This window comes from Xenorhabdus cabanillasii, assembly GCF_003386665.1.
In the GTDB taxonomy this organism is placed as follows: Bacteria; Pseudomonadota; Gammaproteobacteria; order Enterobacterales; family Enterobacteriaceae; genus Xenorhabdus; species Xenorhabdus cabanillasii.
Map to the genome: position 1 here is coordinate 736,849 of NZ_QTUB01000001.1, position 26,288 is coordinate 763,136.

Below are 26,288 nucleotides of genomic sequence, written 5' to 3' on the forward strand. Positions count from 1 at the left end.
CAAGGGGCTGATTGAAAAAAAATTGAGATTTAATAAAAAAATTTTTTTGGGGTCATTGTGTAGTTGATGCCATCACATTATGATCCGCCGCCTTTTATGATTTTCTGGCATAGAAATATGTCATGAGAAATTTTTTAGTATTTTTTTTATCAGTTTTTTTAGGGGAATTATGAATTCTAATCAGTTGGCTAATCCAGGCCCATTGGGTTTGATGGGTTTTGGCATGACAACAATGTTGTTGAATTTACATAACGCAGGTTTTTTCCCATTGGCATCTGCCATTTTAAGTATGGGAATTTTTTATGGTGGTTTGGCTCAGGTATTGGCTGGCATCATTGAGTACAAAAAAGGGAATACGTTTGGTGCAACTGCGTTTACCTCTTATGGTATGTTCTGGCTTAGTCTGATTGGCCTGTTGTTCCTGCCAACAATGGGGCTGGCGGAAGCAACCAGCCATGAGTTCCTTGGCGTTTATCTCGCTTTGTGGGGTATTTTCACCCTGTTCATGTTCTTTGGAACATTCAAAGCTAACCGCACTTTGCAGTTTATCTTCGGTAGCCTGACACTGCTGTTTGCATTGCTGGCGATTGGCAACATTACCGGTAATGCCAGTATTCTGACTTTTGCAGGTTTCGAAGGTGTCATTTGTGGTGCCAGTGCTTTCTATCTGGCTATGGCCGAAGTTCTGAACGAACAGTATGGGCGTACTATTTTACCAATTGGTGAAAGAAAACATGCTTAATCTCAGCATCATTGGCTGATTAATAAAAAACAGGATGAGTTACCGCACTCATCCTGTTTTTTTATCTTATATTTTTTGTCTTAATGATTGTATTAGTGTCTTGCTAATCTAATGTGGTTCTTTTATCCAAATAAAGAGCCAAGAATATCCCCACGACAGACAATGTCAGCATATAGTACGCTGGGGCTAATGAGGTATATTTCATTAACAGAGTAATCACAATCGGAGTTAATCCGCCAAAAATGGCGTAGGCCAGATTATATGAAAATGAAATGCCACTGAACCGGATTTCAGGTGGATAACTTTGAACCATAACGAAAGGCACTGCTCCTGCAACACCAACAGAGAAACCTGCGATAGCATATGCACTGAAGAGTCTGATGGGTTCATCACTGATATTGTGATAGAAAAACCATGTTGCGGCAGCCAACAGCAGGCTACCAGCCAGTAATACCTTGCTTGCACCCCATTTATCGCATAAATGCCCGGTTAATATACAGCCAATAAAAAGGAAAATAATTGCCAAACTATTGGCTTTCAGCGTCATTGATGGTTCCAGATGGAAAACGGTCTGCATATAGCTTGGTGTCATTAAAATAACAACCACAATACCCGCCGAAAGAAGCCATGTCAGCAACATGGAAACAGTGATTGCACGTTTATGATTCAGGATCACAGACTTTAGGGGCAGTTCTTCCGCTAATGCTTTACGTGCCTGCATATCCTTAAATATCGGAGTCTCATGTAACCAACGGCGCAGATACATAGCAAACAAGCCAAAAATGCCACCAAGGAAGAAAGGGACGCGCCATGCCCAGTTCAAAACTTCTTGTCTGGTATAAGCCGAAGTAATTGCTGTTGCTATCAAAGAACCAAGCAAAATGCCGAGAGTCAGTCCTGCGGTGAGCGTTCCACAGGCAAGGCCGATATATTTATGGGGAACATGTTCCGCTACAAATACCCATGCTCCGGGGACTTCACCCCCAATTGCGGCTCCCTGCATAATCCGCATCAGTAATAATAGTAATGGGGCAGTAATGCCGATTGTGTCGTAAGTTGGCAGCAATCCGATACTTAGCGTCGGTAAAGCCATCAGCAAGATGCTGAGGGAGAACATTTTTTTGCGTCCAATCAGGTCACCGAAATGTGCCATGATGATTCCACCTAAGGGACGGGCCAGATATCCGGCAGCAAAAATGCCAAAGGTTTGCAATTGCCGGAGCCATTCAGGGATATCAGCTGGGAAAAAAAGCTCACCAAGCACGATGGCAAAAAAGACGAAGATAATGAAATCGTAAAACTCTAAAGCTCCACCTAAAGAAGCTAAAAATAGAGTCTTATAATCCTGTTTGTTTAGTGAACGATTTTGATGTTCTGACATAATGTACCGATTTATAGTTATAAAATGGGATTTTCATAAATCATAAAGTAAGAATTATGACTCTATCAGACCTTAATAAATGAAAAAGCAAAATTTATTCAATATTAAAAGACATTTATTCTGTAATTTTTGTAATGGAATTTTTTTGTTAATCAATAGATTTTGGTGATAAAAAGTTTCTGATAATCGATAGATTTGATTTAAGCGTTCTTTATTTATTGTGATGATTTATCTCCTTTATTTTTCAAGTTGCCAGTATTCGATTGGCAACTTGACCCACCATACGTTGCAATGAGGTGTCAAAATTCTCGTGCCAGGCGGGATCAATCACGAAATAACCATCTTCTTGTAATTGGGCAATATTGCGTCGGGTAGTTTTTTTTTCTCCCACATTGCGTTTCCCATAACAGGGAAAAACAGTACCGGAAACGTGGAGGACAAAATCACTGTGGTTAACCGGTTAGGTGCAGTACCATGCGCGACGGCTGCCATAGTATTTCAGCCCTTATTTGTCAGAATAGTCAGCGATACTCGTTAGTGTGTTTCAGCAACTCGTCTAGTTGTACCAAGTAAGAATCTCTTCCATTCCTCCGCCATTCCCGTGGATACCCCAAAGAGACGGTCATGTATTAAATAGTTAGATTGGGCGTTAAAAAATAATGCTCACGTTCAATAAAAGTTCCTATCACCTTATCGTGCATTTCCTCAGATTTTGAATAACCCATGGCTTTTCTATTCAGCCTTTTGATTCGGGTACGATGCGTTAAATTCGTTCTCTCTATACGTTGGGTAAACGTCTTTCCAGTCAGGCGCTTTTCCTCGGGAAGACTGTCATAAACAGCATAGTTATCCGTGCAGTAAAACCGAATATTAAAACGTGAGCTGAATGTTATTTCCATCAAGGGGAAGTGTCGTTACGTTTCGGGACGTGAGTTTTTTAACGTTTTCATGACGGTGGCTGTTGCGACTTTCAGGACTCGAGCGGTGTCACGAATTCCCCCGTTATTCATCGCCATGTCGACAATCTGCTCTTTAACACCGGGTTTGCAGGCTTGATAGGTGTATTCCAGCTAAAAGACCTTACAGCAGGTATAGCAGCGATAACGAGGATGTCCGCCATTTCCTTTTCCATGTCCTTTGACATATTCTGGTTTGTGACAATAACAGTAATAGACATCAACTTTGGCCATGCTTCATCCTTAAAAAGCCGGAAGCATATCACAGCAACTAACTATTTATACGTGACTTATAATAGAGCTTCGCGATCACAGTCACACTTCTATTATTCGAAATTTGAGTGGTAACTAAAAGTAACTAATATCGAAAAGTGAATTATTACTGCTTTTAATGGTAACAGGATGTATACCTGTTGTCGTTCAAGTTGCAGTTTTTGTCAGCTGCGTCACTTGAAAATCTTTAGGATATGACACCTGACAATAATTCCCCGCATGGTATGCAAGGGAGGATTGTCAGTTTTTTTGCCTGAATAAAATTCACCGTCTTGCACTTCCCGGTCTGTCTATGGAAAAAATGGGGAAATAGCATGAAGTACCAACTACTGGCCCAGGAAATTATTGCGGCTGTCGGTGGGCAAGAGAATATTGTCAGTCTTGTCCACTGTGCGACCCGGCTGCGATTTAAACTGCGGGATAGTGCACTTTCTGATATCGGTAGGCTAAAAGCTCAGTCAGATGTTATGACAGTTATTGAAAGTGGGGGGCAGTTTCAGGTAGTCATTGGTAATGAAGTAAGTGATGTTTATCAGGCAATTCAACAAGCACTAACTCCTCCTGATGAGGTAGAAGTCACATCAGACTCAGCTAGTAAGAAAGACAGCCTTTTTAACCACTTCATTGATATAGTTTCCAGTATCTTCAGCCCATTTTTGGGGGTTATGGCGGTGGCTGGTATCTTAAAAGGATTGCTTGCGGTTACTGTTACTCTGAAATGGATGTCTTTCGACAGTGGGACTTATCATGTTTGGTATGCTGCCAGCGATTCTCTGTTTTACTTTTTCCCACTGGTGCTCGGTTATACAGCAGGTAAAAAATTTGGTGGTAATCCCTTTATTTCGATGGGTATTGGTGGTGCATTAGTTCATCCCATGATCATCTCTGCCTTTAAAGCATCGACAGTGGCTGGTGGTTCAACTGAGTATTTCATGGGTATTCCACTCTCCTTCCTGAACTACAGTTCTTCAGTGATCCCGATTATTCTGGCCTCTTGGGCAAACTGCAAGGTTGAAAAGGCATTAAATGCTCATCTTCCTGCTGCAATCAAGAACTTCATTACCCCCCTTGTTTGCCTTATGTTGATTGTCCCTCTTACATTTCTTGTCATTGGACCAACGGCGACTTGGTTAAGCCAGTTGCTGGCTCAAGGTTACCAAATTGCTTATGGATTCGCTCCGGTACTGGCAGGGATAATTACGGGAGGAGTATGGCAAATTTGTGTCATTTTTGGTCTGCATTGGGGGTTTATTCCTATTACTATCAATAATCTAACTATTGTTGGTCACGATACGTTGATGCCTTTGATACTTCCCGCCGTGATAGGACAAACAGGAGCGGCCTTTGGTGTGTTCCTGCGTACCCGCGATGCTAAATTGAAAATGTTATCTGGCTCGGCCGTAACCACCGGGATATTTGGTATTACTGAGCCTGCGGTTTATGGTGTGACTTTACCTTATCGACGCCCGTTTATTTTTGGCTGTGTTGCTGGAGCAATTGGCGGTTCAGTGGTTGGTTATTCCCAAAGCGCAGCCTATTCATTGGGGCTGGTTAATATTCTTACTTTTACTCAGCTTATTCCACCAACGGGTATCAATAATACGGTATGGGGCGCGCTTATTGGTACTGCGCTGGCTTTTGTCATTGCAACTTTATTGACATGGTTGTTCGGGCTTCCTGCCTCAACCAAACTCTCCACAAAAGAAAATAAGGATGAAAGATGCCACTGACATCATTATTCATCATGTGCCCAAAGAGGAGATCCGTATGAAACAGTTCCCAACACATTTTCTATGGGGTGGTGCAGTTGCTGCCAATCAGGTTGAAGGGGCTTACTTAACCGATGGAAAAGGGCTTTCAACATCCGATGTTCAACCACAGGGTATTATGGGACCTGTCACTGAGCGAGAGGGTGATAACACACAGTATCTTAAAGATATTGCTATCGATTTTTATCATCGTTATCCCGAAGATATCGCATTGTTTGCTGAAATGGGGTTTACCTGTTTGCGTACGTCCATTGCATGGAGCCGGATTTTTCCTCAAGGCGACGAAACGCAGCCTAACGAAGCAGGGCTGGCATTCTATGACAAGTTATTCGATGAAATGGCGAAACATGGGATTAAGCCATTGATCACGTTGTCCCACTATGAAATGCCGTGGGCATTGGTCAGAAAATACGGTGGATGGGGTAATCGCAAGCTGATCGATTTTTTTGAGTACTACGCCCGCACGGTTTTCACTCGTTATCAGAAAAAAGTAAAATTGTGGCTGACATTCAATGAAATCAATATGTCACTGCATGTACCGCTAACAGGAGTCGGATTACCTAGAAACAGCACACAATCAGAGATCTATCAGGCCATCCACCACCAATTAGTAGCCAGTGCCCGTGCGGTGAAACTGTGCCATCAGATTATCCCTGATGCCAAAATTGGCAATATGTTATTGGGTGATCTGATGTATCCATTGACGTGTAAACCGGATGATGTACTGGCAACTCTCCAGCAAAATCAGAAGTGGCTGTTTTTCGGTGACTTACAGTGTCGTGGTGCTTATCCCGGCTATATGCTGCGCTATTTCCGCGAAAATGGCATTGAGGTAACGATAACTGAACAAGATAAGCAGGAAATGCACAATACGGTTGATTTCATCTCATTCAGTTATTACATGAGTGGCTGTGCGTCAGGGGATGAATCTGAATATCAGAAAAAACAGGGTAATATCCTGAATATGATCCCGAACCCACATCTGCCCAGTTCAGAGTGGGGTTGGCAGATAGATCCGGTCGGTTTGCGTATTTTACTCAATTTATTGTGGGATCGTTATCAGAAGCCACTGTTTATTGTTGAGAATGGCTTGGGAGCCAAAGATACCGTGGAAGCTGATGGCAGTATTCAGGATGATTATCGCATTCGTTATCTTAATGACCACCTTGTGCAGGTCAGGGAGGCAATTGAAGATGGGGTGGAGGTTATGGGATACACCAGCTGGGGGCCGATTGATCTGGTCAGTGCTTCAAAAGGCGAGATTTCCAAGCGGTACGGGTACATCTATGTTGACCAGAATGAACAGGGAACAGGAACACTGGAACGACGCCGTAAGAAAAGCTTCTATTGGTACAAGCAGGTGATTGAAACTCATGGTGACAGTCTGAATTTGAGTTAGTGCGTGAGGCCGGTTTCTTTTCTCAAGGGTTCTGATTTTATTCAGAACCCTTTTAATATGTGTTTTCTGGCTAACTGATAGCCGAAAATCAGCCACTGAACACAGGAGAGCAGGGATTAACGGCGGGCACTTTTGGGTCTGAAAGCGGCCACAATGGTTTCATCAGTTTCGATATAAGGGCCATCCAACAGTTGAATACAATAGGGCACACTAGCAAAAATCCCCGGTACTAAAACCTTGCCGCTGTCATCTTTCAACCCCTCCAGCGTTTCTGCAATGGCTTTTGGTTGTCCGGGCAGGTTAAGGATCAACGCCTGGTTGCGGATCACACCGACCTGACGAGACAAAATCGCTGTTGGCACAAATTGCAGACTGATTTGACGCATCTGCTCGCCAAATCCGGGCATTTCACGATCAGCAATTGCTAATGTTGCATCTGGTGTCACATCACGGCGGGCAGGGCCTGTTCCTCCGGTAGTCAGTACCAGATGGCAGCCCAATTCATCGACTAATTCACACAGAGTCTGCTCAATCAGGATTTGCTCATCGCGGATCAGTCGGGTTTCGATACTGAAAGGAGTGGTTACCGCTTTCCCTAGCCATTCTTCCAGTGCAGGCAGGCCCTTGTCCTGATAAATACCGCTTGAAGCACGATCAGAAACAGATACGAGGCCAATGCGTAATACATCCATACGAACCTCAATTAACAGTCAAAAAATAAAAACAGCAAAAAACAGTGAAAAAGGCGACACTATTATGTCGCCTTTATAGAAGAAAAAATAGCGTACTGTCCAGGATTACAGCAGGTCAGCGATCATGCTCTCAAGTTTAGCCTGATCAATAGCGAACTTACGGATACCTTCCGCCAGTTTTTCGGTTGCCATCGCATCCTGATGGTGTTCCCAGTAGAACTCAGCTTCAGTCATTGGAGCTGGACGAGGTTTAACTTCGCCCTCATAGCCCAGTTTACGTTCAACTTCGCCTTTTGTTTCAGATAGTTCTTTCAGTAATGCAGGAGAGATAGTCAGTCGGTCACAGCCAGCCAGTTCCAGAATTTCACCGGAATTACGGAAGCTTGCTCCCATAACAACCGTGCTGTAACCATGTTCTTTGTAATACTGGTAAATTTCAGAAACAGAAATGACACCCGGATCTTCGTGTGGTGCGAACTCTTTTTTATCGCCATTCGTTTTGTACCAATCAAGGATACGGCCAACAAATGGGGAGATCAGGTAAACGCCCGCTTCTGCACAGGCACGCGCTTGTGCAAAAGAGAACAGCAGAGTCAGGTTACAGTTGATACCTTCTTTTTCCAGTTGCTCCGCAGCGCGGATACCTTGCCAGGTGGAAGCCAGTTTGATCAGGATGCGGTCATTGCCGATACCCGCTTCGTTGTACAGTTTGATCAGACGTTTTGCTTTCGCGACACTGGCTTCGGTGTCATAAGAGAGACGGGCATCAACTTCAGTGGAAATGCGGCCAGGGATCAGTTTCAGAATTTCCAGACCGATGTTAATTGCCAATTTATCGCCGGCATCAATAATTTGTTGCTCACGGGAATCGCTTTGACGACGTGCCCATTCAATGGCTTCATCAATCAGTTGGCGGTATTCAGGGATCTGTGCAGCATTCAAAATCAGGGAGGGGTTAGTTGTTGCATCTTGCGGCTGATACAATTTCATTGCCGCGATATCCCCGGTATCTGCTACTACTGTTGTCAGTTTACGCAGGGAAGTCAGTTTATCGGTCATGGTTAATATCTCATCGTTATACGTAAAATCTTTGGCACAGTTGCCTCGCCATCTTGTGATAATAGCATGGTCAAGCTCAGCTCGTCAGGTCGGAAAATTCTATCGCTGTTATTCCCCTTTATCAGGTTAATTTTGCTAAATTGAAGTGGAAAAACCTCGATTATTGAGAAAACCATTCAGAAACTTGGAACAGAATCATGCTTATTACTATTTCACCAGCCAAAACGCTCGATTATGAAAGCCCGCTTGCAACAGAAAAGTATAGTCAACCAGCTTTGCTGGAGGAGTCAAAACAGTTAATCAACGTCTGCCGCACATTAACAACAGCACAAATCGGTAGCCTGATGGGTATCAGTGATAAACTCGCGGGATTGAACGCAGCCCGTTTTGGTGAATGGAAACCCGGTTTCACACCGGAAAATGCTCGTCAGGCGATCCTTGCTTTCAAAGGGGATGTCTATACTGGTATGCAGGCAGAAACATTCTCAGATGCCGATTTTGATTTTGCCCAAACTCATTTGAGAATTTTATCTGGATTGTATGGGGTCTTGCGTCCTCTTGATCTGATGCAGCCTTATCGTTTGGAAATGGGTATCAAACTGGAAAACCCCCGTGGTAAAGATTTATATAAATTCTGGGGGGATCGTATTACGGAAAATCTGAATGCTGCACTGGAGCAACAAGGTGATGATGTTCTGATTAATTTGGCTTCTGATGAATATTTCAAATCGGTAAATACCAAAAAGCTGTCAGCCAACATGATCAAGCCGGTTTTTCTGGATGAAAAAAATGGTAAATATAAAGTTATTAGTTTCTATGCCAAGAAAGCTCGTGGATTAATGAGTCGCTTTATTATTCAGAACCAACTGACCGATCCAGCACGGTTGGTGGAGTTTAATCTGGAAGGATATGCTTTTGATGAATCTCTTTCCAGACGCAATGAATTGGTGTTTAAACGCTCTGAACAGCCTTGATAAAGGTCACTCCACAGTCATTGTGGAGTGACAAATGCTACTTATTTCGGTGCTCTTTCCATCAGAAATTCGCGTAAGGCGGCAAAATCAGCGGGCAGGACGTAGGATAACAATGCCATATCTGCGCGTTCTGCCAGTTCTTGTGGTAACGGCAATGGCTGGCCGAGGATAGCTTCCACACTTTCTTTGAATTTGGCTGGATGAGCCGTTCCCAAAAACAGTCCGTACTCGCCTTTCTGCAATTGATCCCGTAATACCCGGTAAGCAACGGCAGCATGAGGTTCAGAAATATAGCCTTTGGCGGCTAATTCCTGAATTGTGCTTTGGGTGATATTGTCATCTACAACGCCATTGCCCAGTTTACTGAATGACCAGCCTTTGCGACAGAAAAGTTCTTCAATACGCGGCCAGTTATTTGGCTGACTGACATCCATCGCATTGGAGAGAGTGGCAACGGTCTGGTTTGGTTGCCATGTGCCTTCTGCCAGATAACGGGGAACGGTGTCGTTAACATTGGTTGCTGCGATAAAACGTTTTACCGGCAATCCCATTGATTTTGCCAGTAAGCCCGCGGTCAGATTGCCGAAGTTGCCGCTAGGCACGGAAATTACCAACTGTTCGCGTTTTTCTGCCGGGATTTGTGCAACGGCTTCAAAGTAATAGCAAATTTGTGCCAGTAGGCGGCTGATATTAATTGAGTTTGCAGAGTTGAGGTGTAAAGCTTTTTTCAGTTCTTCATCATCAAAAGATTGTTTAACCAGCGCCTGACAAGCATCAAAATCGCCTTGAACAGCGACAGTGTGAATATTGCCACCCAATGTGCAGAACAGTTTTTCCTGTAATGGGCTGATTTTTCCTTCTGGATAGAGGATAACTACCTGTACGTTGTCTAAACCATAAAAGGCATGAGCGACAGCCGCTCCGGTATCACCGGAAGTCGCAGTCAAAATAGTGACCGGTTGTTCTCCTGCAATTTGTGCAAGGATCTGAGCCATAAAACGGCCGCCAAAGTCTTTGAAAGCCAGTGTCGGGCCGTGATAAAGCTCCAGTGAAGCGATGTCATCTTCGACAGTTGATACGGGAGCAGGAAAAGCAAAAGCATTTTTAACGCGTTCAGCCAGTTGTTCAGTGGGAATTTCATCGCCAATAAACGCAGAAAGAATACGCAGACTGCGGCTGACAAAATCCAGTTTTAATAATTCATCAATTTCGGTACGACTGAATTCAGGTAAATCCTGCGGGAAGAACAATCCTTGTTGTTTCCCCAATCCTTGTTTAACTGCCTGTGAAAAACTGACCTGTTCGTGATTGTCTTTTAAGTTATATAATTTCATTGTTACCCTACCTGTCGTGCGCCTGCGAGATCCAGACGGCAAATATGAACAAAACCTTCGTCATTCTGTACGTAATGTTGTTGCAGCCACTGGGCCACTTGTTTCGCTATCGCCATCTCATTGCAAATCGCAAATAATGTCGGGCCGGAGCCAGAGATGCTACATGCCAGAGCACCCAGTTTTTTTACTCCGTCACGTGCGCTGGCAAAACCGGGTAAAAGCTGTGTGCGATAAGGTTCGGCAATAACATCATTCATCAATCTGGCCGCTAAATCAGATTGTTGGGTGTAGCAGGCGTGAATAAATCCTGCAAAATAACGGCCATGGTTAATGATATCGCTGCGGGAATAGTGAGCAGGCAAAATTGCGCGTGCTTCTGATGTCGAAACCTTGATGCCGGGGTATGCCATCACCCACAACCAATCATCAAAAGCGGGGATTGACTGACAAACGCTATCTTCCTGAGCCAGGATTAATTGCAGCCCACCTAAATAGCACGGTGCAACATTGTCATAATGCACACTACCGGAAATTCGTCCTTCTAATTCTCCCATCATGTTCAATAATTGGCTGCGCTCAAAAGGACGACCTGCATACTCATTTAATGCCACTAATGCGGCAACTACTGAGCAGGCACTGGAACCTAATCCAGAGCCAATCGGCATGTTTTTTTCCAGTGTCATGGTAACAGGAAGTTTTTTACCCAGTCGCTGGCAAAAGAGCTGCCAACATTGGTAGACAATATTGTGTTTGGGATTTTCAGGTAGTTTGCCGATAAATTTCCCTTCGTTATTTAAAGTAAAACTTTCTGCTGCACTTACAGAGACACAATCCCCAAGCAGTGAACCATCAGCAGGAGAAACTGCCGCGCCAAGCACATCAAACCCAACCCCAACGTTACCGATAGAGGCAGGCGCATAAACCTTGACCACCATTAAACCCCCAGTTTCCATGACAGAGTGCGTAATATATCAGCAAAAACTCCTGCTGCCGTCACATCGTTCCCTGCCCCGTAGCCACGCAGCACCAGTGGGATTGGTTGATAATAACGGGTATAGAAAGCCAGTGCGTTTTCGCCATTTTTGACTTTATAAAGCGGATCATTGCTATCGACTGCGGCAATTTTCACCATACAACGGCCTTGTTCAATGATACCGACATAGCGCAACACTTTTTCTTGCGCTGCGGCATCTGCAACCCGGCGATTAAATTCCAGATCCAGCTGTGGTAAACGTTGCAGAAAATCGTTGACATCACCACTGGCATTAAATGATGGTGGTAAAACGGGCTCGACGTGAATGTCTTCCAACTCCAGTTCATAGCCGGATTCACGGGCCAGAATTAATAGCTTACGTGCAACATCCATGCCTGATAGATCATCTCGTGGATCGGGTTCCGTAAAGCCTTTTTCTTTTGCCAGCGACGTTGCTTGTGAAAGTGTCATTCCTTCATCCAGCATACCGAAAATATAAGACAGAGAGCCTGACAGGATACCGTTGAACTGAACTAACTCATCCCCGGCATTCAGCAAATTCTGCAAGTTTTCGATGACAGGCAATCCTGCGCCTACGTTGGTGTCATACAGGAACTTGCGTTTCGACTTTTCCGCAGCCTGACGGATTTCTCGGTAATAGGCCATTGAAAGTGTATTGGCTTTTTTATTCGGTGTGACAACGTTGAAGCCATCGCTCAGGAAGCTGGCATATTGTTCGGCAATGGATTGATTTGATGTACAGTCCACAATCACCGGGTTCAGGAGATGATACTCTTTTTCAAGCCGGATCAACCGGCTCAGGCTGAAAGGCTCACTGGCTTCTGACAGAGTCTGTTGCCAGTTATCTAAACTGATTCCCTGCATATCTGTCAGCATAGCCCGCGAGTTGGCAATACCGCATACGCGTAGATCAATATGTTTTTGTTTCAGCCATGATTGCTGGCGGCGGATTTGCTCAATTAACGCGCTGCCCACACCACCCACACCGACAACAAACACTTCAACCACTTGAGCGGTATTAAACAGCATTTGGTGACAGAGACGAACCGCCGTTGTCGCAGCATCATTGTCAATGACTGCGGAGATGGAGCGTTCCGATGAACCCTGAGCAAGAGCGATGATGTTAATATTGGCACGGGTCAATGCTGAGAAGAAACGGGCAGAGATGCCGCGTTGTGTACGCATTCCATCACCAACCACAGAAATGATGGCGAGGTTATCTATCACATCAATGGGATCAAACACACCATCTTTTAATTCCAGATAAAATTCTTCTGTCAGTGCTTTTTGTGCTCTGTTCAACTCTTTTTGTGGTACGCAGAAACTGATGCTGTATTCCGATGAAGACTGTGTAATCAGTACAACAGAAATGCCTGAGCGGGACATAACGGCAAATACTCTTGCTGCCATGCCGACCATACCTTTCATGCCGGGGCCTGAAACGTTGATCATTGCCATATGATTCAGGTTAGTAATGCCCTTGATAAGCATACTTTCGTCTTTTTGCCCTTCACCAATGAACGTTCCAGCTGCATCAGGGTTGGCGGTATTTTTAATCAGGCAAGGGATTTGGAATTGAGCGATAGGCGCAATAGTGCGGGGATGAAGGACTTTAGCACCAAAATAGGAAAGTTCCATTGCTTCCTGATAGGACAGGCTTTTCAATAGACGGGCATCAGAGACAGACCGCGGGTCACAGGTATAAACACCATCTACGTCAGTCCAGATTTCACAGCAATCCGCACGTAAGCATGCTGCCAGCACTGCGGCCGAATAATCGGAACCATTACGCCCAAGAACAACCAGTTCACCATTATCATTACCCGCAGTGAAGCCTGCCATCAGGATAATATGGTCAGCAGGAATGTTCAGTGCTGCAATACGTTTGGTGGATTCGTGGATATCAACAGTGGACTCGAGATAGTGTCCGTGAGCAAGAAGGTTTTTAACCGGATCGATAACAAATACTTTATGTCCACGAGCTTGTAGTACGGCAGACATAATAGCAATGGATAATTTTTCACCACAGCAAATCAGGGCTGCATTAATGCTGTCCGGGCACTGTTTTAACAGAGAAATACCATGCAGGATTTGCTTTAGATTAGCAAGCTCACGCTCCATAACACCTTTCAGATGTCCATAATAGAAATTTGGCTGATGTTCTTTTAATCCCGACAACAAATCAGTAAAGATTTGGGTGGTATCGCTCATATTAGAAACAATGTCTTGTCCTGCAACCGTTTTGGCTATCATTGCTACCAAATGGTTTGTAATTTTAGCGGGTGCAGAAAGAACTAGGGCGACTTGCCCAAGGGATAGTTCACTTTCAGCGATATCGGCCACACTCAGTACGCGTTGGTAGTTTGCGACTGAAGTGCCCCCAAATTTTAGTACTCGCATTGGTATTTCTCTCCTGACTTTCTGTTAAAAAAGCGTCAAAAAAAAGCCCGTATCTTGTGGGATACGGGCTTTTTACTATTTTATTTGTACGCGTCAGCCCGCACCGTAACTCGTGGTTCCGGTGGTAATCGTAGTGATTGTTTTAGCCGTAACTGTGTTTGCAGTAATTGTATTTTTCGGGCTGATGTAGCGCATGGTTTCCTGTCTGTCTTTTTATTCTGTTCGCCCCCTATTGGTTAAAGGAAACTGTGGTTGAAGTCAAATAATTTTTAAAATCATCGTGGAAAAAGGCATCATTTTCTGTGTTGTAATCGTTCAAAATATGATTCGAAAATTGAGCCATTATCTGGTTTGAAATATTTTTATTAGCATTTAATTTTATGAAAAACATATTTTGTAATTATTTAATCTTTATGATAAAACACGCTAATTTTAACATTTAAGTGTTGGGTTGATCTCTCTAAGCATTAGAGGCAATATAGCAAATTGTTAACATAAATTTTCCAATGCAATAACAAATTGGTTAATTTTAAATTAACAATTACAAATAATGTTGACGTGCTACAATTGATTTTGATATGTATCAACAAAAGTTGGTTTTTTTAGAGGGCAAATGCATTACTAGCTGTTATATTGCTGTTAATAGACTAATATAGCCCCTGCTGAGATGGGTTTTTCGGGTATGTACCCTCAGAGAGAAGCAACAAATGCTTTTAGCGTAAAACATATCAACAACATTTTTTAGACATGAGCTGCGTTTTCTGTGATCTAGAGCGAGAATAGGGTTTTTTCTTTTAATAATAGCAGCTTATGTCATACAGGTTCTGTTTTTTTAGCGATTTTAGGTAGCAACCATGCAAACCCCGCACATTTTGATTGTTGAAGACGAAATTGTCACACGCAATACCTTAAAGAGTATTTTTGAAGCTGAAGGGTATATTGTTTATGAAGCCAATGATGGCTTAGAAATGCACAATATTTTGTCAGATAACGATATCAACTTAGTGATTATGGATATCAATCTGCCAGGCAAAAATGGGCTGCTTCTTGCCCGTGAATTACGTGAGCAGGCAAATGTTGCCCTGATGTTCTTAACTGGGCGTGATAATGAGGTGGATAAGATACTTGGGCTTGAAATTGGTGCTGATGACTACATCACCAAACCTTTCAATCCGCGGGAGTTAACTATTCGTGCGCGGAACCTGCTTTCCCGTACTATGAATCTGAGCCATTCAGGTGAAGAACGCCGTCAAGTTGAAAGTTATAAGTTCAATGGCTGGGAATTGGATATCAATAGTCGCTCACTGGTCAATCCAATGGGAGATCACTATAAGCTGCCACGCAGTGAGTTTCGTGCGATGCTCCACTTCTGTGAGAATCCGGGAAAAATTCAGACTCGTGCAGATCTGTTGAAAAAAATGACCGGGCGTGAACTGAAGCCACATGATCGTACTGTGGATGTCACTATTCGTCGAATTCGTAAACACTTCGAATCGACACCGGATACCCCAGAAATTATTGCCACCATTCATGGTGAAGGCTATCGTTTCTGTGGCGATCTGGAAGACTAATCAATTTGTTCCTGCTGGTTATTGTTTTTTGATTTATTATATTTTTAATTTATTGTATTTGTAAAAATCTTTATCTTAAAAATACAATATCAATAAAAAAGCCCTGAATACTTAAGGGAGTTCAGGGCTTTTTAATAACTATTCTTTTTTTAGGCTGCGGTTTTGTCGGTTGTTCTACTCTTTCCACGGCATAATTGGTACGGCACTGATAGCATTTTTAGGTGAACCATCGATGACTTTGTCGGAATAGGTTAAGTAGATCAAAGTATTACGTTTTTGATCGTAAAAACGGACAACCTGAAGTTTTTTAAATACCAAAGATGTTCTTTTCTGGAAAACGATTTGCCCTTTTTTCGGTGAATTAAGGATCTTATCTGCCAGTTCGATTGGCCCGACCTGCTGACAGGAGATCGCGGCATCAGAAGTATCTTCTGCTAATCCTAAACCGCCTTTAATTCCACCTGTTTTAGCTCTGCTTAAATAGCAAGTTACATTTTTAACATCGGGATCATCAAAGGCCTCTATCACTATTTTGTTATCTGGCCCAAAAAGTTTGAACACCGTATCAACAGATCCGATCTCTTCGGCGTGCAGGATCACCGGAGAACAGAGTAGGGCAACAGCAAACACTATTTTCTTAATTGTTACCATATTTAGTCCACTTTAATTAAATAAACACGGTGAAAATATCTATCATTGACATATAATGCGAATCAATGGTTTTTGTAAAGGCATTTTCAAAGTTAATGTATCTATGAAGAAAAACATGGCATTATAGCTAAATATACATTTAAAACGAGTAAAGAGCGGGTTTTAAATCTGCTTTTACGGATGCTCATACTTTCTCAAAGATATACAAAACATGCATTCTTTATAGAAAACTTCATGGTGTATAACTGTTGGTTATCATCCATCAATATAAATTGATAGAGGCAAATTGTTTAATAATTTTTCCAACCATTATTGGTAATGGAACCTAAAGGTAAGCTTGACAAATGATCAGATTTGCCATTAGCTTATTCCAAGATTTGTCTTGTTTTATTTGGTGTTAGGTTTTATCTGTTGTGATTGTGTCACAATATCCTGTTTTTACTATGTCAGAAAGAATGTTTGTCAATTTAGGAATTGCAATGAAAGTAGCTGCTGTGGGTAGTCACAATAGGTGTTGCTGTCATGACAGAGCAAAGGACTGTGTTGTGAAAGCTACAGTATGCCTGGTGAATTAAAAAAATTAGGTAGTTTAAGCCATCTTAGAGTTTTGGAATGATAGATGCTAATTATCAATCTATATAATATTTTCATTCTGAAAATTTATTAAACATTTAGTTATCTTAAGATTGTATGGTTTTCTTTTTGTCTTGATGAATTAGGGAGATGTATGGATCAAACCAACATCATTCGGGATCTGCTGCATTGGTTGGATAATAATCTGGATCGTCCACTATCCCTCGATAATGTTGCAGCAAAAGCAGGTTATTCCAAGTGGCACTTACAGCGCATGTTTAAAGATGTTACGGGACAGGCTATTGGTTCCTACATTCGTGCCAGGCGGTTGTCCAAGGCTGCCGTTGCATTGCGTGTAACCGGTCGCCCCATTCTGGACATCGCTCTGCAATATCGTTTTGATTCTCAACAAACTTTTACCAGAGCTTTCAAAAAGCAGTTCAACCGGACACCAGCCTCTTATCGCCGAAGTGAAGAGTGGTGTGCTACCGGGATTTGTCCTCCGATTATGTTGAATAACAAACCGTTACCTGAACATAAGTTTGTGACGTTGGAAGATAAGTTACTTATCGGTACTGAACATACCTGCTCCTATACACTGGAACAATGGTCGAAAGCCTGTACAGAGATGCGCAATAACTTTTGGGTTTTCTATCTGCAACATGCTGAAATTTTACCTCCTAAATTGTATGGATTGTATCATTCCACTATCAGTACAGATCATGAAGATGAGCAGACCGTTTTTTATACCACTGCAATAGAGCCGGAATATGCGACTTTTGACACCAAAGATAGTCAGCCGGTTGTTTTGCCTGGAGGGGAGTACATTTCATTCAGTTATTTTGGTAAAGAAGATCATCTCGATGAGTTTCTCTTCAATATCTATACTGTTTGTTTACCCCAACTGAATATCACTCGCAGGAAGGGATACGATGTCGAGCGATACTATCTTACTAATCTTGAAAGGAAGAAGCTGGAGGATGAGTCTCAAAGCCATGTTGTGGAGTTTGAGTACCTCATCCCAATTCAGCGTTAGCCTTGTAGTTCATCTAATGCGGGCATATTCAGATGTGTGATATCGCCCGCAGTTTCAACAATCCAACCAGAAGCCAGCCATGGGCTATCCTGATAATCCACCCTTGAGATAGAGCAGTTTCTCAGCCGCAGCCGACGTTCAGAATTGGCTGGTAATCCCAAAATAGAGAAAATCAGACTGACTAACGCCATGCCATGACTCACCAGCAAAGGGCGACTTCCAGTTGGCAGGTCAAGGCAGCTTTCCAGTGCTGCACGCATACGACTGCATACCTCGTTCATTGATTCACCTTCTGGTATCCGTCCGTTTGGTGTTCCATCAACAAGACTTTTGCGCCAGGACTCTTCTTCCTGTGTCAGGGAACTCAGTTCACGGTTTTCCAGAATGCCCATGTTTATTTCCCGCAAGCGCGGCTCTAATATCACCTCACAACCACAGGCTTTTGCAATAATTTCTGCGGTTTCGCGTGTTCGACCAAGGTCACTAGTGATAACATGTGTAATGTTCTCTGACTGTATTCTTTGTGCTACCAAGAGTGCCTGACGCCGCCCAATTTCAGTCAATGGGCTGTCAGATTGCCCTTGAATACGACGAGCCACGTTCCATTCTGTTTCGCCATGACGGACAAGATATACCTGTAACATAGTTATTTTCCGTTATACTGCATCATGAAATAGTTCAAAGGATTACTTATTTATTATGTATCATGTTATTGCTGCAACAACTAACCCTGCGAAAATAAAAGCGATTAGCCTTGCATTTGATGATGTTTTTGGACCGGGAACATACCGTATAGAAGATGTCAATGTAGACAGTAGTGTCCCTCAACAGCCAATTGGTAATACCGAAACTCGTACTGGCGCTCGTCATCGGGTTATGGCAGCTCGTCAGGTTCGGCCGGAAGCCGATTTCTGGGTCGGTGTTGAAGCCGGAATCGAAGATGACATGACTTTTGCCTGGATGGTTATCGAGTATAAGCAAATCCGGGGTGAATCGCGTTCTGCCAGTCTGATGCTGCCTGAAAAGGTACTGGAAGGCATTCGTGAGGGACGTGAGCTTGGTCACGAAATGGCTTATCTGACCGGTGTTGATAACATCAAACAGAAAGGTGGGGCAATTGGCTTTTTTACCAATGGCATCCTGACTCGCACTAGTGTTTACCATCAGGCACTGATATTGGCTCTCGTTCCTATCCATCATGAAATTTATAAAGAATTGAACAATCAACCTTAATGGCGTAATGACAATAGCATAACTGCGGGAGGCCATAATGATATGGCCTCTGTTATTGATTATTTAACCGCCATTGCCAAAACAGATATCGTCAGAACAGCTATTATCATAACTGTTTACTTCAGTAACTGCGTTTCCAACCACTCTTTGACGTGGGCTGGTGCTGATTTCAAGCTATTTGAGCCACGAGTGATTGTTGCAATCCCAACACTAAGTTCGTTTTTGAGTTCGCGTTGACTCATTTGCCCACGCATTAATTCTTGAATAATCCGAACTCTGGTTGATAACGCCGTACGTTCATCGGGTGTCAATAATAACTGTAAAATTTGATGTTGCAAATTTTGTTTAAATGCCGTTTGTAATAACTCGACAAAAGCAAGCCAGTCATCGCCATCTTCCGGGGAAAGTGCCGGGTCAATCAAATGATTTTGTGTCATAATCTATAGCCATACTATTTAACTAGTACAAAATCATATCACAATTAGATCTGAAATTAGTAACGTCTTTGCCATTCAGCATCAGTCAACACATTAGATAATTTCCCCATAAAATTATGATAGAACACATCATAAGCCAGCACATTTTTGACATAAGAGCGTGTTTCAGAAAAAGGAATACTTTCAATAAAAGCGATAGCGTCAATGTTTCCCGCACTACTGGTTAACCAACGTTCGACATTTCTGGGGCCTGCATTATAAGCAGCACTGGCGAGAATACGGTTATTACCAAAACTCTGATATATCGATTCCAGATATGCGGTTCCAATTTTGATATTTATGGTCGGGTTCATTAATTGGCTGCTGCTGACATAGCCATCAATTTTTTGGCTCTTTGCCGTATGTTCTGCCGTGTTGGGCATCAGTTGCATTAATCCGCTCGCTCCTTTTGAAGAGCGGGCTTGTGGATACCATGCGCTTTCCTGTCGCGCAATAGCCATTGCATAACTTTGTGAAATACTTTTATCTGAAGTGAAGTGAGCAAATTCATTTTGCCACGCTAAAGGAAAACGTTCTTCAAGATGATCCCACATCTTGCCGGCGATAGTCGCCTGAACACTCAGCGCAGGCCAATTCTGCTCAAAAGCATAACGAGCCAGTTGTTCTTGTTTGGCGCTGTCTCGTGAAGAAACTAAATTAATCCATTCTGAGCGGGCCAGATCATCCATATGCCAATACATCAATTCACGGATCCGCTTAATCTGCGGTAACTCCGCAATGGAAGCATCAGGTCTTTCTGACTTATTGATCATCAAAGGATAGGACAGATGTAATTTCTGCGCTGCTACCATGGGGTAGAAACCACGATGTTCCATCAAATTACGTAATATGGCATCTCCTTCCTTTTTTTTACCCGTATTCAACAGGACAATCGCACGCCAATATTGCCATTCATCTTTTTGCAGGACATTTTTAGGTAACAAGCTTAACCATTCCGCCAGCCCTTTTTCATCAGCATCCTGTAGCGCCAAACGAATACGGCGTTCAATCAGGGCGCTGGAGTGTGAGCCTTGTATTGCATTATCCCGCCATTTTGCTTGCTCTGGAGTAATATCACTCATTAATTGCCATGCCACTATGTCTTTTAATCTCTGTCTTTCCTGGTCATTCATTTTTTGTGCCCGTGCAATGGAGGAGAGACTGAGTCTGGCTTGCTCAGCATTTTTACGGGCAAAATGGGAAAAGGCATTGATGATCATAGAACGGGTGAAGTCAGTCGGCCTTATTGTTCTGGCAAGGTGTTCAACAGATGCAGGATCACTTTGCAATTTCAGTAAATGAGTTCTCAAGCTGCGATAATTTAAGGGCAGGCGCTTGATAAGATAACTAGCGAGGGTTGTATTATTCTCCTCTACTGCTAACTCGATACGCTGCAATATTAAATTTACGGATAAGTGCCCGGAGCGTTCCCAGACATTGAACAAATTATCGCAATCATCGGGCAATGAGTTGCCACGTAACCAAATTTCCTTAGCGCCTTTCCAGGCAGCTTGCTGCTTTCCTACTGCCCATTTAGCAAAGTAATAATTACAACGTGCTGCCATGGTATTGGGTGCATTAGGACTGAATGCCAGAATGCCATACCAATCTCCGTCACTTGCCAGAGAGTTGATGTATAGGGATGACAGGGAATGAGTGGGTGGCAGGGTCGGGTAAGTAGTCATGAAGTGACGAACTTGCCGGGGAGAAGCAATTTTCAGGTTACGAACTAATTGGCGATACTCCAGATAAGGATACAGAGGGTAATCCTTTAATGTTGGCATCAACCGATCAACTTCTGCTATATTTTTCGCATCCCACGCGAGTTTTATTGCCTGATAGCGCTCCCGTTGAGCGTCCAGAGAGTCTGCATGCGCCATTCCGACAACAGAAGCCAGACTAACAGTCATTATAAAATGCTGCCATTTACTTATAGTCACATACTCCTCCAGAAGATTGACCGGTAGTGAACGAAATATAAATTGTTTTAATTATAATAATATTGATGTGATTTATCACAACGATGAACGTAATTGAACATAATGCTAAACAGGTAGCAACACGATCAGCTAAATTTAGGGTAAAATACCCCATCCAAGCCCCACAAGCGTAAATCAATATTAAATATTTCCTTAATTATCAAAAAGGTACATTACTTTGGCTCAATATGTTTATAGTATGCACCGGGTTGGAAAAATTGTTCCCCCGAAAAGGCATATTCTGAAAAATATTTCCTTGAGTTTTTTCCCTGGAGCAAAAATCGGTGTTCTTGGCCTGAATGGTGCCGGTAAATCGACCTTACTGCGTATCATGGCAGGGATCGATAAAGATATTGAGGGGGAAGCGCGTCCACAACCGGGTATCAAAATTGGCTATTTGCCGCAGGAGCCTAAACTCAATCCTGAACATACCGTTCGTGAAGCGGTGGAAGAAGCCGTCAGCGAAGTTAAAAATGCACTGACACGCCTTGATGAAGTTTACGCCGCGTATGCTGATCCAGATGCGGATTTTGACAAACTGGCTAAAGAACAAGGTGAACTGGAAGCGATTATCCAGTCTCATGACGGTCATAATCTGGATAACCAACTTGAACGAGCGGCTGACGCCCTGCGTTTGCCAGCATGGGATGCTAAAATTGAGCACCTGTCCGGGGGGGAACGTCGCCGTGTTGCGATTTGCCGCCTGTTGCTGGAAAAACCGGACATGCTGTTGCTTGATGAACCGACTAACCACCTTGATGCTGAATCTGTAGCATGGCTGGAGCGCTTCCTGCACGATTATGAAGGTACTGTCGTTGCTATTACCCACGACCGTTACTTCCTCGATAACGTTGCCGGCTGGATCCTGGAGCTTGACCGTGGCGAAGGTATTCCATGGGAAGGTAATTATTCTTCGTGGCTGGAGCAGAAAGATGCTCGTCTGGCACAAGAAGCCGCAACCGAAGCTGCTCGTCGTAAATCCATTGAGAAAGAGCTGGAATGGGTTCGTCAGAATCCGAAAGGACGTCAGGCCAAAGGTAAGGCTCGTCTGGCTCGCTTTGAAGAACTCAATAACGTTGAGTACCAGAAACGTAACGAAACCAGTGAATTGTTCATTCCGCCTGGGCCAAGGATGGGGGACAAGGTACTGGAAGTGAGTAATCTGACTAAATCTTATGGTGATCGGGTTCTGATTGATAACCTGAATTTCTCTCTGCCAAAAGGTGCTATTGTCGGGATTATCGGCCCGAACGGTGCGGGTAAATCAACTCTGTTCCGTATGTTGTCTGGTCAGGAACAACCGGATTCCGGCTCAATCACTTTGGGTGAGACCGTGAAACTGGCTTCCGTTGATCAGTTCCGCGATAACATGGATGACAAGAAGACAGTATGGGAAGAAGTGTCCGGCGGGCAGGATATTATGCGCATCGGTAGCTTTGAGATCCCAAGCCGTGCCTATGTAGGCCGCTTTAACTTTAAAGGCGTGGATCAAGGCAAGCGTGTTGGTGAATTGTCCGGTGGTGAACGTGGCCGTCTGCATCTGGCGAAACTTCTGCAAGTGGGCGGTAATATGTTGTTGCTGGACGAACCAACCAATGACCTGGATATCGAAACTCTGCGCGCACTGGAAAATGCTCTGTTGGAATTCCCGGGTTGTGCAATGGTTATTTCCCATGACCGTTGGTTCCTTGACCGTATTGCAACACACATCATTGATTATCAAGATGAAGGTAAAGTGAGTTTCTTTGAAGGAAACTTCAGCGAATACGAAGATTATAAGAAGCGGACACTGGGCGCTGAAGCGTTGGAGCCTCATCGCATTAAGTATAAGAAAATCAGTAAATAAGATTTATTCAGTTAAGATAAGAAACGGCCTGATATCAGGCCGTTTTCGTTCTTTTAAGAAAACATACGGTTATGACACCATAACCCTTTGCTCCTGGAAGGATTCATAAGTCTTAATGACTTTACCTCTTTCTAGAGTAATCATACTATCAGCGTACTGAATCAGGCGTTTATCTTGAGAGGCGATCACTACTGTGCCTTTCTGCTCATGTGCGATAAATTTAAAGATATCAACAAACATCTTTAATTCCTGATGGCTTAAGTGACGAGTCGGTTCATCTGCAAATAGATATTCAGGTCTTCTTACGAGTGCTTTTGCCATAGCAGCCCGCTGTCTTTCATTTTCAGAAAGCTCTCCTGGATAGTAACGGCCCTTGTCACTTAATTTCACAATATCTAACGATTTCTGTGCAATTCTTACTGCTTGTTCTTGAGAAAGAGATAACCCGTAAGAGTTGGATAATAACAAATTATCTAACAGCGTAAGCTCACTGGATAAATTAAAACCCTGAAAAATAAATCCACTATTTTTCGAATGAAACTGATCTAACTCGGAATCACTCATTAGTTTTAGCTTGTTATTATTAATTAATACATCTCCTTGATCTGGTTGTAACATACCCGAAGCAATCGATAGCAATATGCTGTTGGTTGATGTCTTCGGCCCTGTTATCAAAGTAATTTCACCTGGTATAATAGAAAATGTGATGTCTGAAATCATTTCATAATTAACTGTATTATCAGTTAGACCATATGAAATATTGATAACTTCAATCGATTTAAATTGATTTAAGTTCATATTCTCAACACAATTAGGTTAAAAAGTTAAAGCTTTTTCCTTAAATATGTTATCTAAATTTATTGGCGGCTTATTAATATCAATAAGACATTGTACAAATTTAAATAGTTCACGCATGAAATATCTCGACAATACTAAACTTATGTCAATTATTATTTACAATTATTATATAATAAATGAGATATTTCTTAGTCTTAGAATCAAATGTTAAAGATATCCGCTATTACTGAGAAGAAGATAACATAAATAAAAAGGTATAAATTATTCTGTTTTTATTCCAATTTTATAATAAGGAAAAAAGTCATTTTACTCATGTCAAAAGGCTAATATTTTTTACATCACCTCCATCCTTAATAAAAATCACACGGAAATTATGTGGTTTTTGTTGATAATAAACGAATTTTATATAGATAAATCAATAGGTCCGTTAATTAAATGACTTATTTCTCGACAATTCAAGCCTAAACAGTAAAACCTAAGCATCAAAAAATATTATTATCACAATTTATTTTGTTACTTATGAAAAAATAACACAATGAAATATTTAATTATAGAGTGTTTTAGAATAAAACATGAAATAACAAAAATTACTATAGAAAATAAATCATCTTAATTAATCATTATATAGTAAACCATTCAGGCTATTAGTATATATGTCCTAAACTTTCAAGTTGCCGCCTGTTATCTGCGCTTATTTAACTGCTTTATCTGCCATTGCGGCTACTTGAAATCTATTGATATAAAAAATGAGTTATGCCATTAACATTTCCTGAACAAGTTCAACACAGCGAAGAAAACGTTGATCATAATCAGGTGAATTAATACATACATAATCAATGTTATTTTTCTTCAACAAGCTTTTAAGCAATTGCTGAAACTCTTTACGCTCTTGTTCATTGCCCAGACTTCTCAGTCCATCCGCCACCCAGGGAGTGTTATTTTCTAAGAGAATGACCAGATCAAATCGATATTCATCAATCATTGCCTGAACAAAGGGATGTTCTTTCCCTTCGTAACGTTTGCAAAATGCCTGTGTTGTTACAAAGTCAGTATCAATAAAGGCGACTTTGTTGGCATATTTTATTGAAAAATCAATATATTGAGCGTGACCTAAAGCTATTTTATCGTAATCGGAGTATTGCAGAGCCATCTCATCTCCCCCTAAATGGGAAAATACATACTCACGCCCATACTCCCACGCACTCGTTGTGTTAAACATATTCGCCAGTTTGTTTACCAACGTAGATTTCCCACTTGATTCACCACCAAGGATAGCAACAGTACGCACAAAAAACGGCTTCACTTCTGTCGGAATATATTCCCAATAGTGGAAAGGAGCCTGTCGTATCTGACTTCCACTGATATTCATGAATGAGCGTTGTGGGTCGATAAGGATAGTTTCAATTCCAAAATGCGCTTTATAGCATGGGACATCCTGTGCTTCACTGGAATAGATATAGTCAGGACTGATACCTTTTGTGGCCATGAATCGTTTCGTACTTTGGCCCCAGGCTTCCCAACCGTGTGGATAGGGTTCCATACCTTGTTCATCAAAAGCATGGATGTGGATATTTTTTTGATATTTAAACGTTTGCAGCAGCCATCTCAGGCGGTCACTGACAGTAGGCTGTTGAGACATTGAGCTATTGATAAACAGTTCCCGATCCCGTAATTCGTCATAGCAGAGAATAACGTGCAATTCATCGACTTGGCTGGATGCTCGTTGGATCAAATAAATATGCCCAGTATGTAACGGGTAAAATTTACCAAACACGACACCGATAGTTTTCTTTTCCATAGGGTACGCCAATCCTAAATGTTGATGAAGAGATGCTAATTTCTGTGCACTTGGACTTTTTATCTTGCCGTTAATAAGTTGGCTTAAGTAGCCTTTTGTCATACCGCATACATCAGCGACTTGCTGTAGTGTGTGATTCGCTTCTTTGATTGCCTCTTTTAAATAGTCAAACTGTCCCATACATCCCCCTTTGTTTAGTATACTAAACAACATAACATGCTTATTGTGAAAGGTAAAAACAAAATTAGTGGGTTATTAGAAGCAAATCCTGCAATGTTATACATTGATAGAAGTTAAAATTTAATAGTTACAATTATTGACAGAATAAAATTAGTAATAATTAAATTTTTAGCT

At 42.3% G+C, this 26,288-nt stretch carries 20 protein-coding genes, 2 pseudogenes and 1 other annotated feature; of the genes and pseudogenes, 8 read left to right on the forward strand and 14 right to left on the reverse strand.

The features are described from left to right. Positions 1-169 precede the first annotated feature (169 nt). Positions 170-742 carry an acetate uptake transporter gene (gene satP / locus BDD26_RS03755; RefSeq protein ID WP_115825584.1) on the forward strand — a complete coding sequence of 191 codons (573 nt, stop codon included), beginning with the start codon at positions 170-172 and terminating at the stop codon, positions 740-742. A gap of 103 nt (positions 743-845) precedes the next feature. On the opposite strand, the gene BDD26_RS03760 is transcribed toward satP, so the two are convergent. From BDD26_RS03760 to BDD26_RS03770, 3 genes and pseudogenes are all read right to left on the reverse strand, one after another. After that, complete coding sequence (locus BDD26_RS03760; protein WP_115825585.1) at positions 846-2,123, reverse strand: MFS transporter; 1,278 nt, start codon at positions 2,121-2,123, stop codon at positions 846-848. A gap of 244 nt (positions 2,124-2,367) precedes the next feature. Next, the gene (locus BDD26_RS19925) at positions 2,368-2,514 is read right to left on the reverse strand and encodes a hypothetical protein (protein ID WP_244922829.1); all 147 of its coding nucleotides are present in this window, start codon (positions 2,512-2,514) and stop codon (positions 2,368-2,370) included. A gap of 238 nt (positions 2,515-2,752) precedes the next feature. Further along, positions 2,753-3,313: pseudogene (locus BDD26_RS03770) on the reverse strand (IS1 family transposase). Between the two features lie 353 nt (positions 3,314-3,666). On the opposite strand from BDD26_RS03770, the pseudogene BDD26_RS03775 reads away from it, so the two are divergent. Both BDD26_RS03775 and BDD26_RS03780 read left to right on the forward strand, forming a co-directional pair. Then, positions 3,667-5,040 (forward strand): annotated as a pseudogene (locus tag BDD26_RS03775) (PTS transporter subunit EIIC); the annotation flags it as partial. Positions 5,041-5,119: 79 nt separating this feature from the next. After that, a complete protein-coding gene (locus BDD26_RS03780) occupies positions 5,120-6,520 on the forward strand; it encodes a glycoside hydrolase family 1 protein (RefSeq protein ID WP_115827485.1) in 1,401 nt (466 codons plus the stop codon). 116 nt (positions 6,521-6,636) lie between these two features. On the opposite strand, the gene mog is transcribed toward BDD26_RS03780, so the two are convergent. Further along, positions 6,637-7,212, reverse strand: a complete 576-nt coding sequence (gene mog, locus BDD26_RS03785) for a molybdopterin adenylyltransferase (protein ID WP_115825587.1) — start codon at positions 7,210-7,212, stop codon at positions 6,637-6,639. A gap of 105 nt (positions 7,213-7,317) precedes the next feature. Then, on the reverse strand, positions 7,318-8,271 hold the full coding sequence (tal, locus tag BDD26_RS03790; RefSeq protein ID WP_115825588.1) for a transaldolase: 954 nt from the start codon (positions 8,269-8,271) through the stop codon (positions 7,318-7,320). Positions 8,272-8,468: 197 nt separating this feature from the next. Here tal and yaaA point away from each other — a divergent pair, with 197 nt between their 5' ends. Continuing rightward, on the forward strand, positions 8,469-9,245 hold the full coding sequence (yaaA, locus tag BDD26_RS03795) for a peroxide stress protein YaaA (protein ID WP_115825589.1): 777 nt from the start codon (positions 8,469-8,471) through the stop codon (positions 9,243-9,245). Between the two features lie 41 nt (positions 9,246-9,286). On the opposite strand, the gene thrC is transcribed toward yaaA, so the two are convergent. Genes thrC through thrA form a run of 3 tightly spaced genes read right to left on the reverse strand, consistent with a single transcriptional unit; the run spans position 9,287 to position 13,973 of the window. Then, positions 9,287-10,579: a threonine synthase gene (gene thrC, locus BDD26_RS03800; RefSeq protein ID WP_115825590.1), complete on the reverse strand. Its 1,293-nt coding sequence runs from the start codon at positions 10,577-10,579 to the stop codon at positions 9,287-9,289. Between the two features lie 2 nt (positions 10,580-10,581). Next, entirely contained in the window at positions 10,582-11,511 is a 930-nt protein-coding gene (gene thrB, locus BDD26_RS03805; protein WP_438364133.1) for a homoserine kinase, read from the reverse strand. A 2-nt stretch (positions 11,512-11,513) separates the two neighbouring features. After that, on the reverse strand, positions 11,514-13,973 hold the full coding sequence (gene thrA, locus BDD26_RS03810) for a bifunctional aspartate kinase/homoserine dehydrogenase I (RefSeq protein ID WP_115825591.1): 2,460 nt from the start codon (positions 13,971-13,973) through the stop codon (positions 11,514-11,516). A 36-nt stretch (positions 13,974-14,009) separates the two neighbouring features. Next, positions 14,010-14,126: a sequence feature (Thr leader region), on the reverse strand. A 701-nt stretch (positions 14,127-14,827) separates the two neighbouring features. On the opposite strand from thrA, the gene arcA reads away from it, so the two are divergent. Beyond that, a complete protein-coding gene (arcA, locus tag BDD26_RS03815) occupies positions 14,828-15,544 on the forward strand; it encodes a two-component system response regulator ArcA (RefSeq protein ID WP_038269680.1) in 717 nt (238 codons plus the stop codon). Positions 15,545-15,718: 174 nt separating this feature from the next. Here the strand turns inward: arcA and creA are convergent, their stop codons facing one another. Then, complete coding sequence (creA, locus tag BDD26_RS03820) at positions 15,719-16,195, reverse strand: protein CreA (protein WP_038269678.1); 477 nt, start codon at positions 16,193-16,195, stop codon at positions 15,719-15,721. A 727-nt stretch (positions 16,196-16,922) separates the two neighbouring features. Here creA and robA point away from each other — a divergent pair. Beyond that, positions 16,923-17,804, forward strand: a complete 882-nt coding sequence (gene robA, locus BDD26_RS03825) for an MDR efflux pump AcrAB transcriptional activator RobA (protein ID WP_038269676.1) — start codon at positions 16,923-16,925, stop codon at positions 17,802-17,804. Here robA and gpmB read toward each other — a convergent pair. After that, the gene (gene gpmB / locus BDD26_RS03830; RefSeq protein ID WP_115825592.1) at positions 17,801-18,448 is read right to left on the reverse strand and encodes a 2,3-diphosphoglycerate-dependent phosphoglycerate mutase GpmB; all 648 of its coding nucleotides are present in this window, start codon (positions 18,446-18,448) and stop codon (positions 17,801-17,803) included. The two genes, robA and gpmB, sit on opposite strands and share 4 nt — an antisense overlap. A 55-nt stretch (positions 18,449-18,503) precedes the next feature. Here gpmB and yjjX point away from each other — a divergent pair, with 55 nt between their 5' ends. Continuing rightward, entirely contained in the window at positions 18,504-19,037 is a 534-nt protein-coding gene (gene yjjX, locus BDD26_RS03835) for an inosine/xanthosine triphosphatase (protein WP_038184016.1), read from the forward strand. 116 nt (positions 19,038-19,153) lie between these two features. Here the strand turns inward: yjjX and trpR are convergent, their stop codons facing one another. Together trpR and sltY are read right to left on the reverse strand one after the other, a co-directional pair. Continuing rightward, positions 19,154-19,474 carry a trp operon repressor gene (gene trpR, locus BDD26_RS03840; RefSeq protein ID WP_038269670.1) on the reverse strand — a complete coding sequence of 107 codons (321 nt, stop codon included), beginning with the start codon at positions 19,472-19,474 and terminating at the stop codon, positions 19,154-19,156. 56 nt (positions 19,475-19,530) lie between these two features. After that, a complete protein-coding gene (sltY, locus tag BDD26_RS03845) occupies positions 19,531-21,447 on the reverse strand; it encodes a murein transglycosylase (RefSeq protein ID WP_115827486.1) in 1,917 nt (638 codons plus the stop codon). Between the two features lie 223 nt (positions 21,448-21,670). On the opposite strand from sltY, the gene ettA reads away from it, so the two are divergent. Then, positions 21,671-23,338 carry an energy-dependent translational throttle protein EttA gene (ettA, locus tag BDD26_RS03850; RefSeq protein ID WP_038269668.1) on the forward strand — a complete coding sequence of 556 codons (1,668 nt, stop codon included), beginning with the start codon at positions 21,671-21,673 and terminating at the stop codon, positions 23,336-23,338. Positions 23,339-23,407: 69 nt separating this feature from the next. Here ettA and BDD26_RS03855 read toward each other — a convergent pair whose 3' ends face one another. Both BDD26_RS03855 and nadR read right to left on the reverse strand, forming a co-directional pair. Further along, positions 23,408-24,136, reverse strand: a complete 729-nt coding sequence (locus BDD26_RS03855) for an ATP-binding cassette domain-containing protein (RefSeq protein WP_038269667.1) — start codon at positions 24,134-24,136, stop codon at positions 23,408-23,410. A gap of 751 nt (positions 24,137-24,887) precedes the next feature. Next, a complete protein-coding gene (gene nadR / locus BDD26_RS03860) occupies positions 24,888-26,114 on the reverse strand; it encodes a multifunctional transcriptional regulator/nicotinamide-nucleotide adenylyltransferase/ribosylnicotinamide kinase NadR (RefSeq protein WP_038269665.1) in 1,227 nt (408 codons plus the stop codon). Positions 26,115-26,288 lie beyond the last annotated feature (174 nt).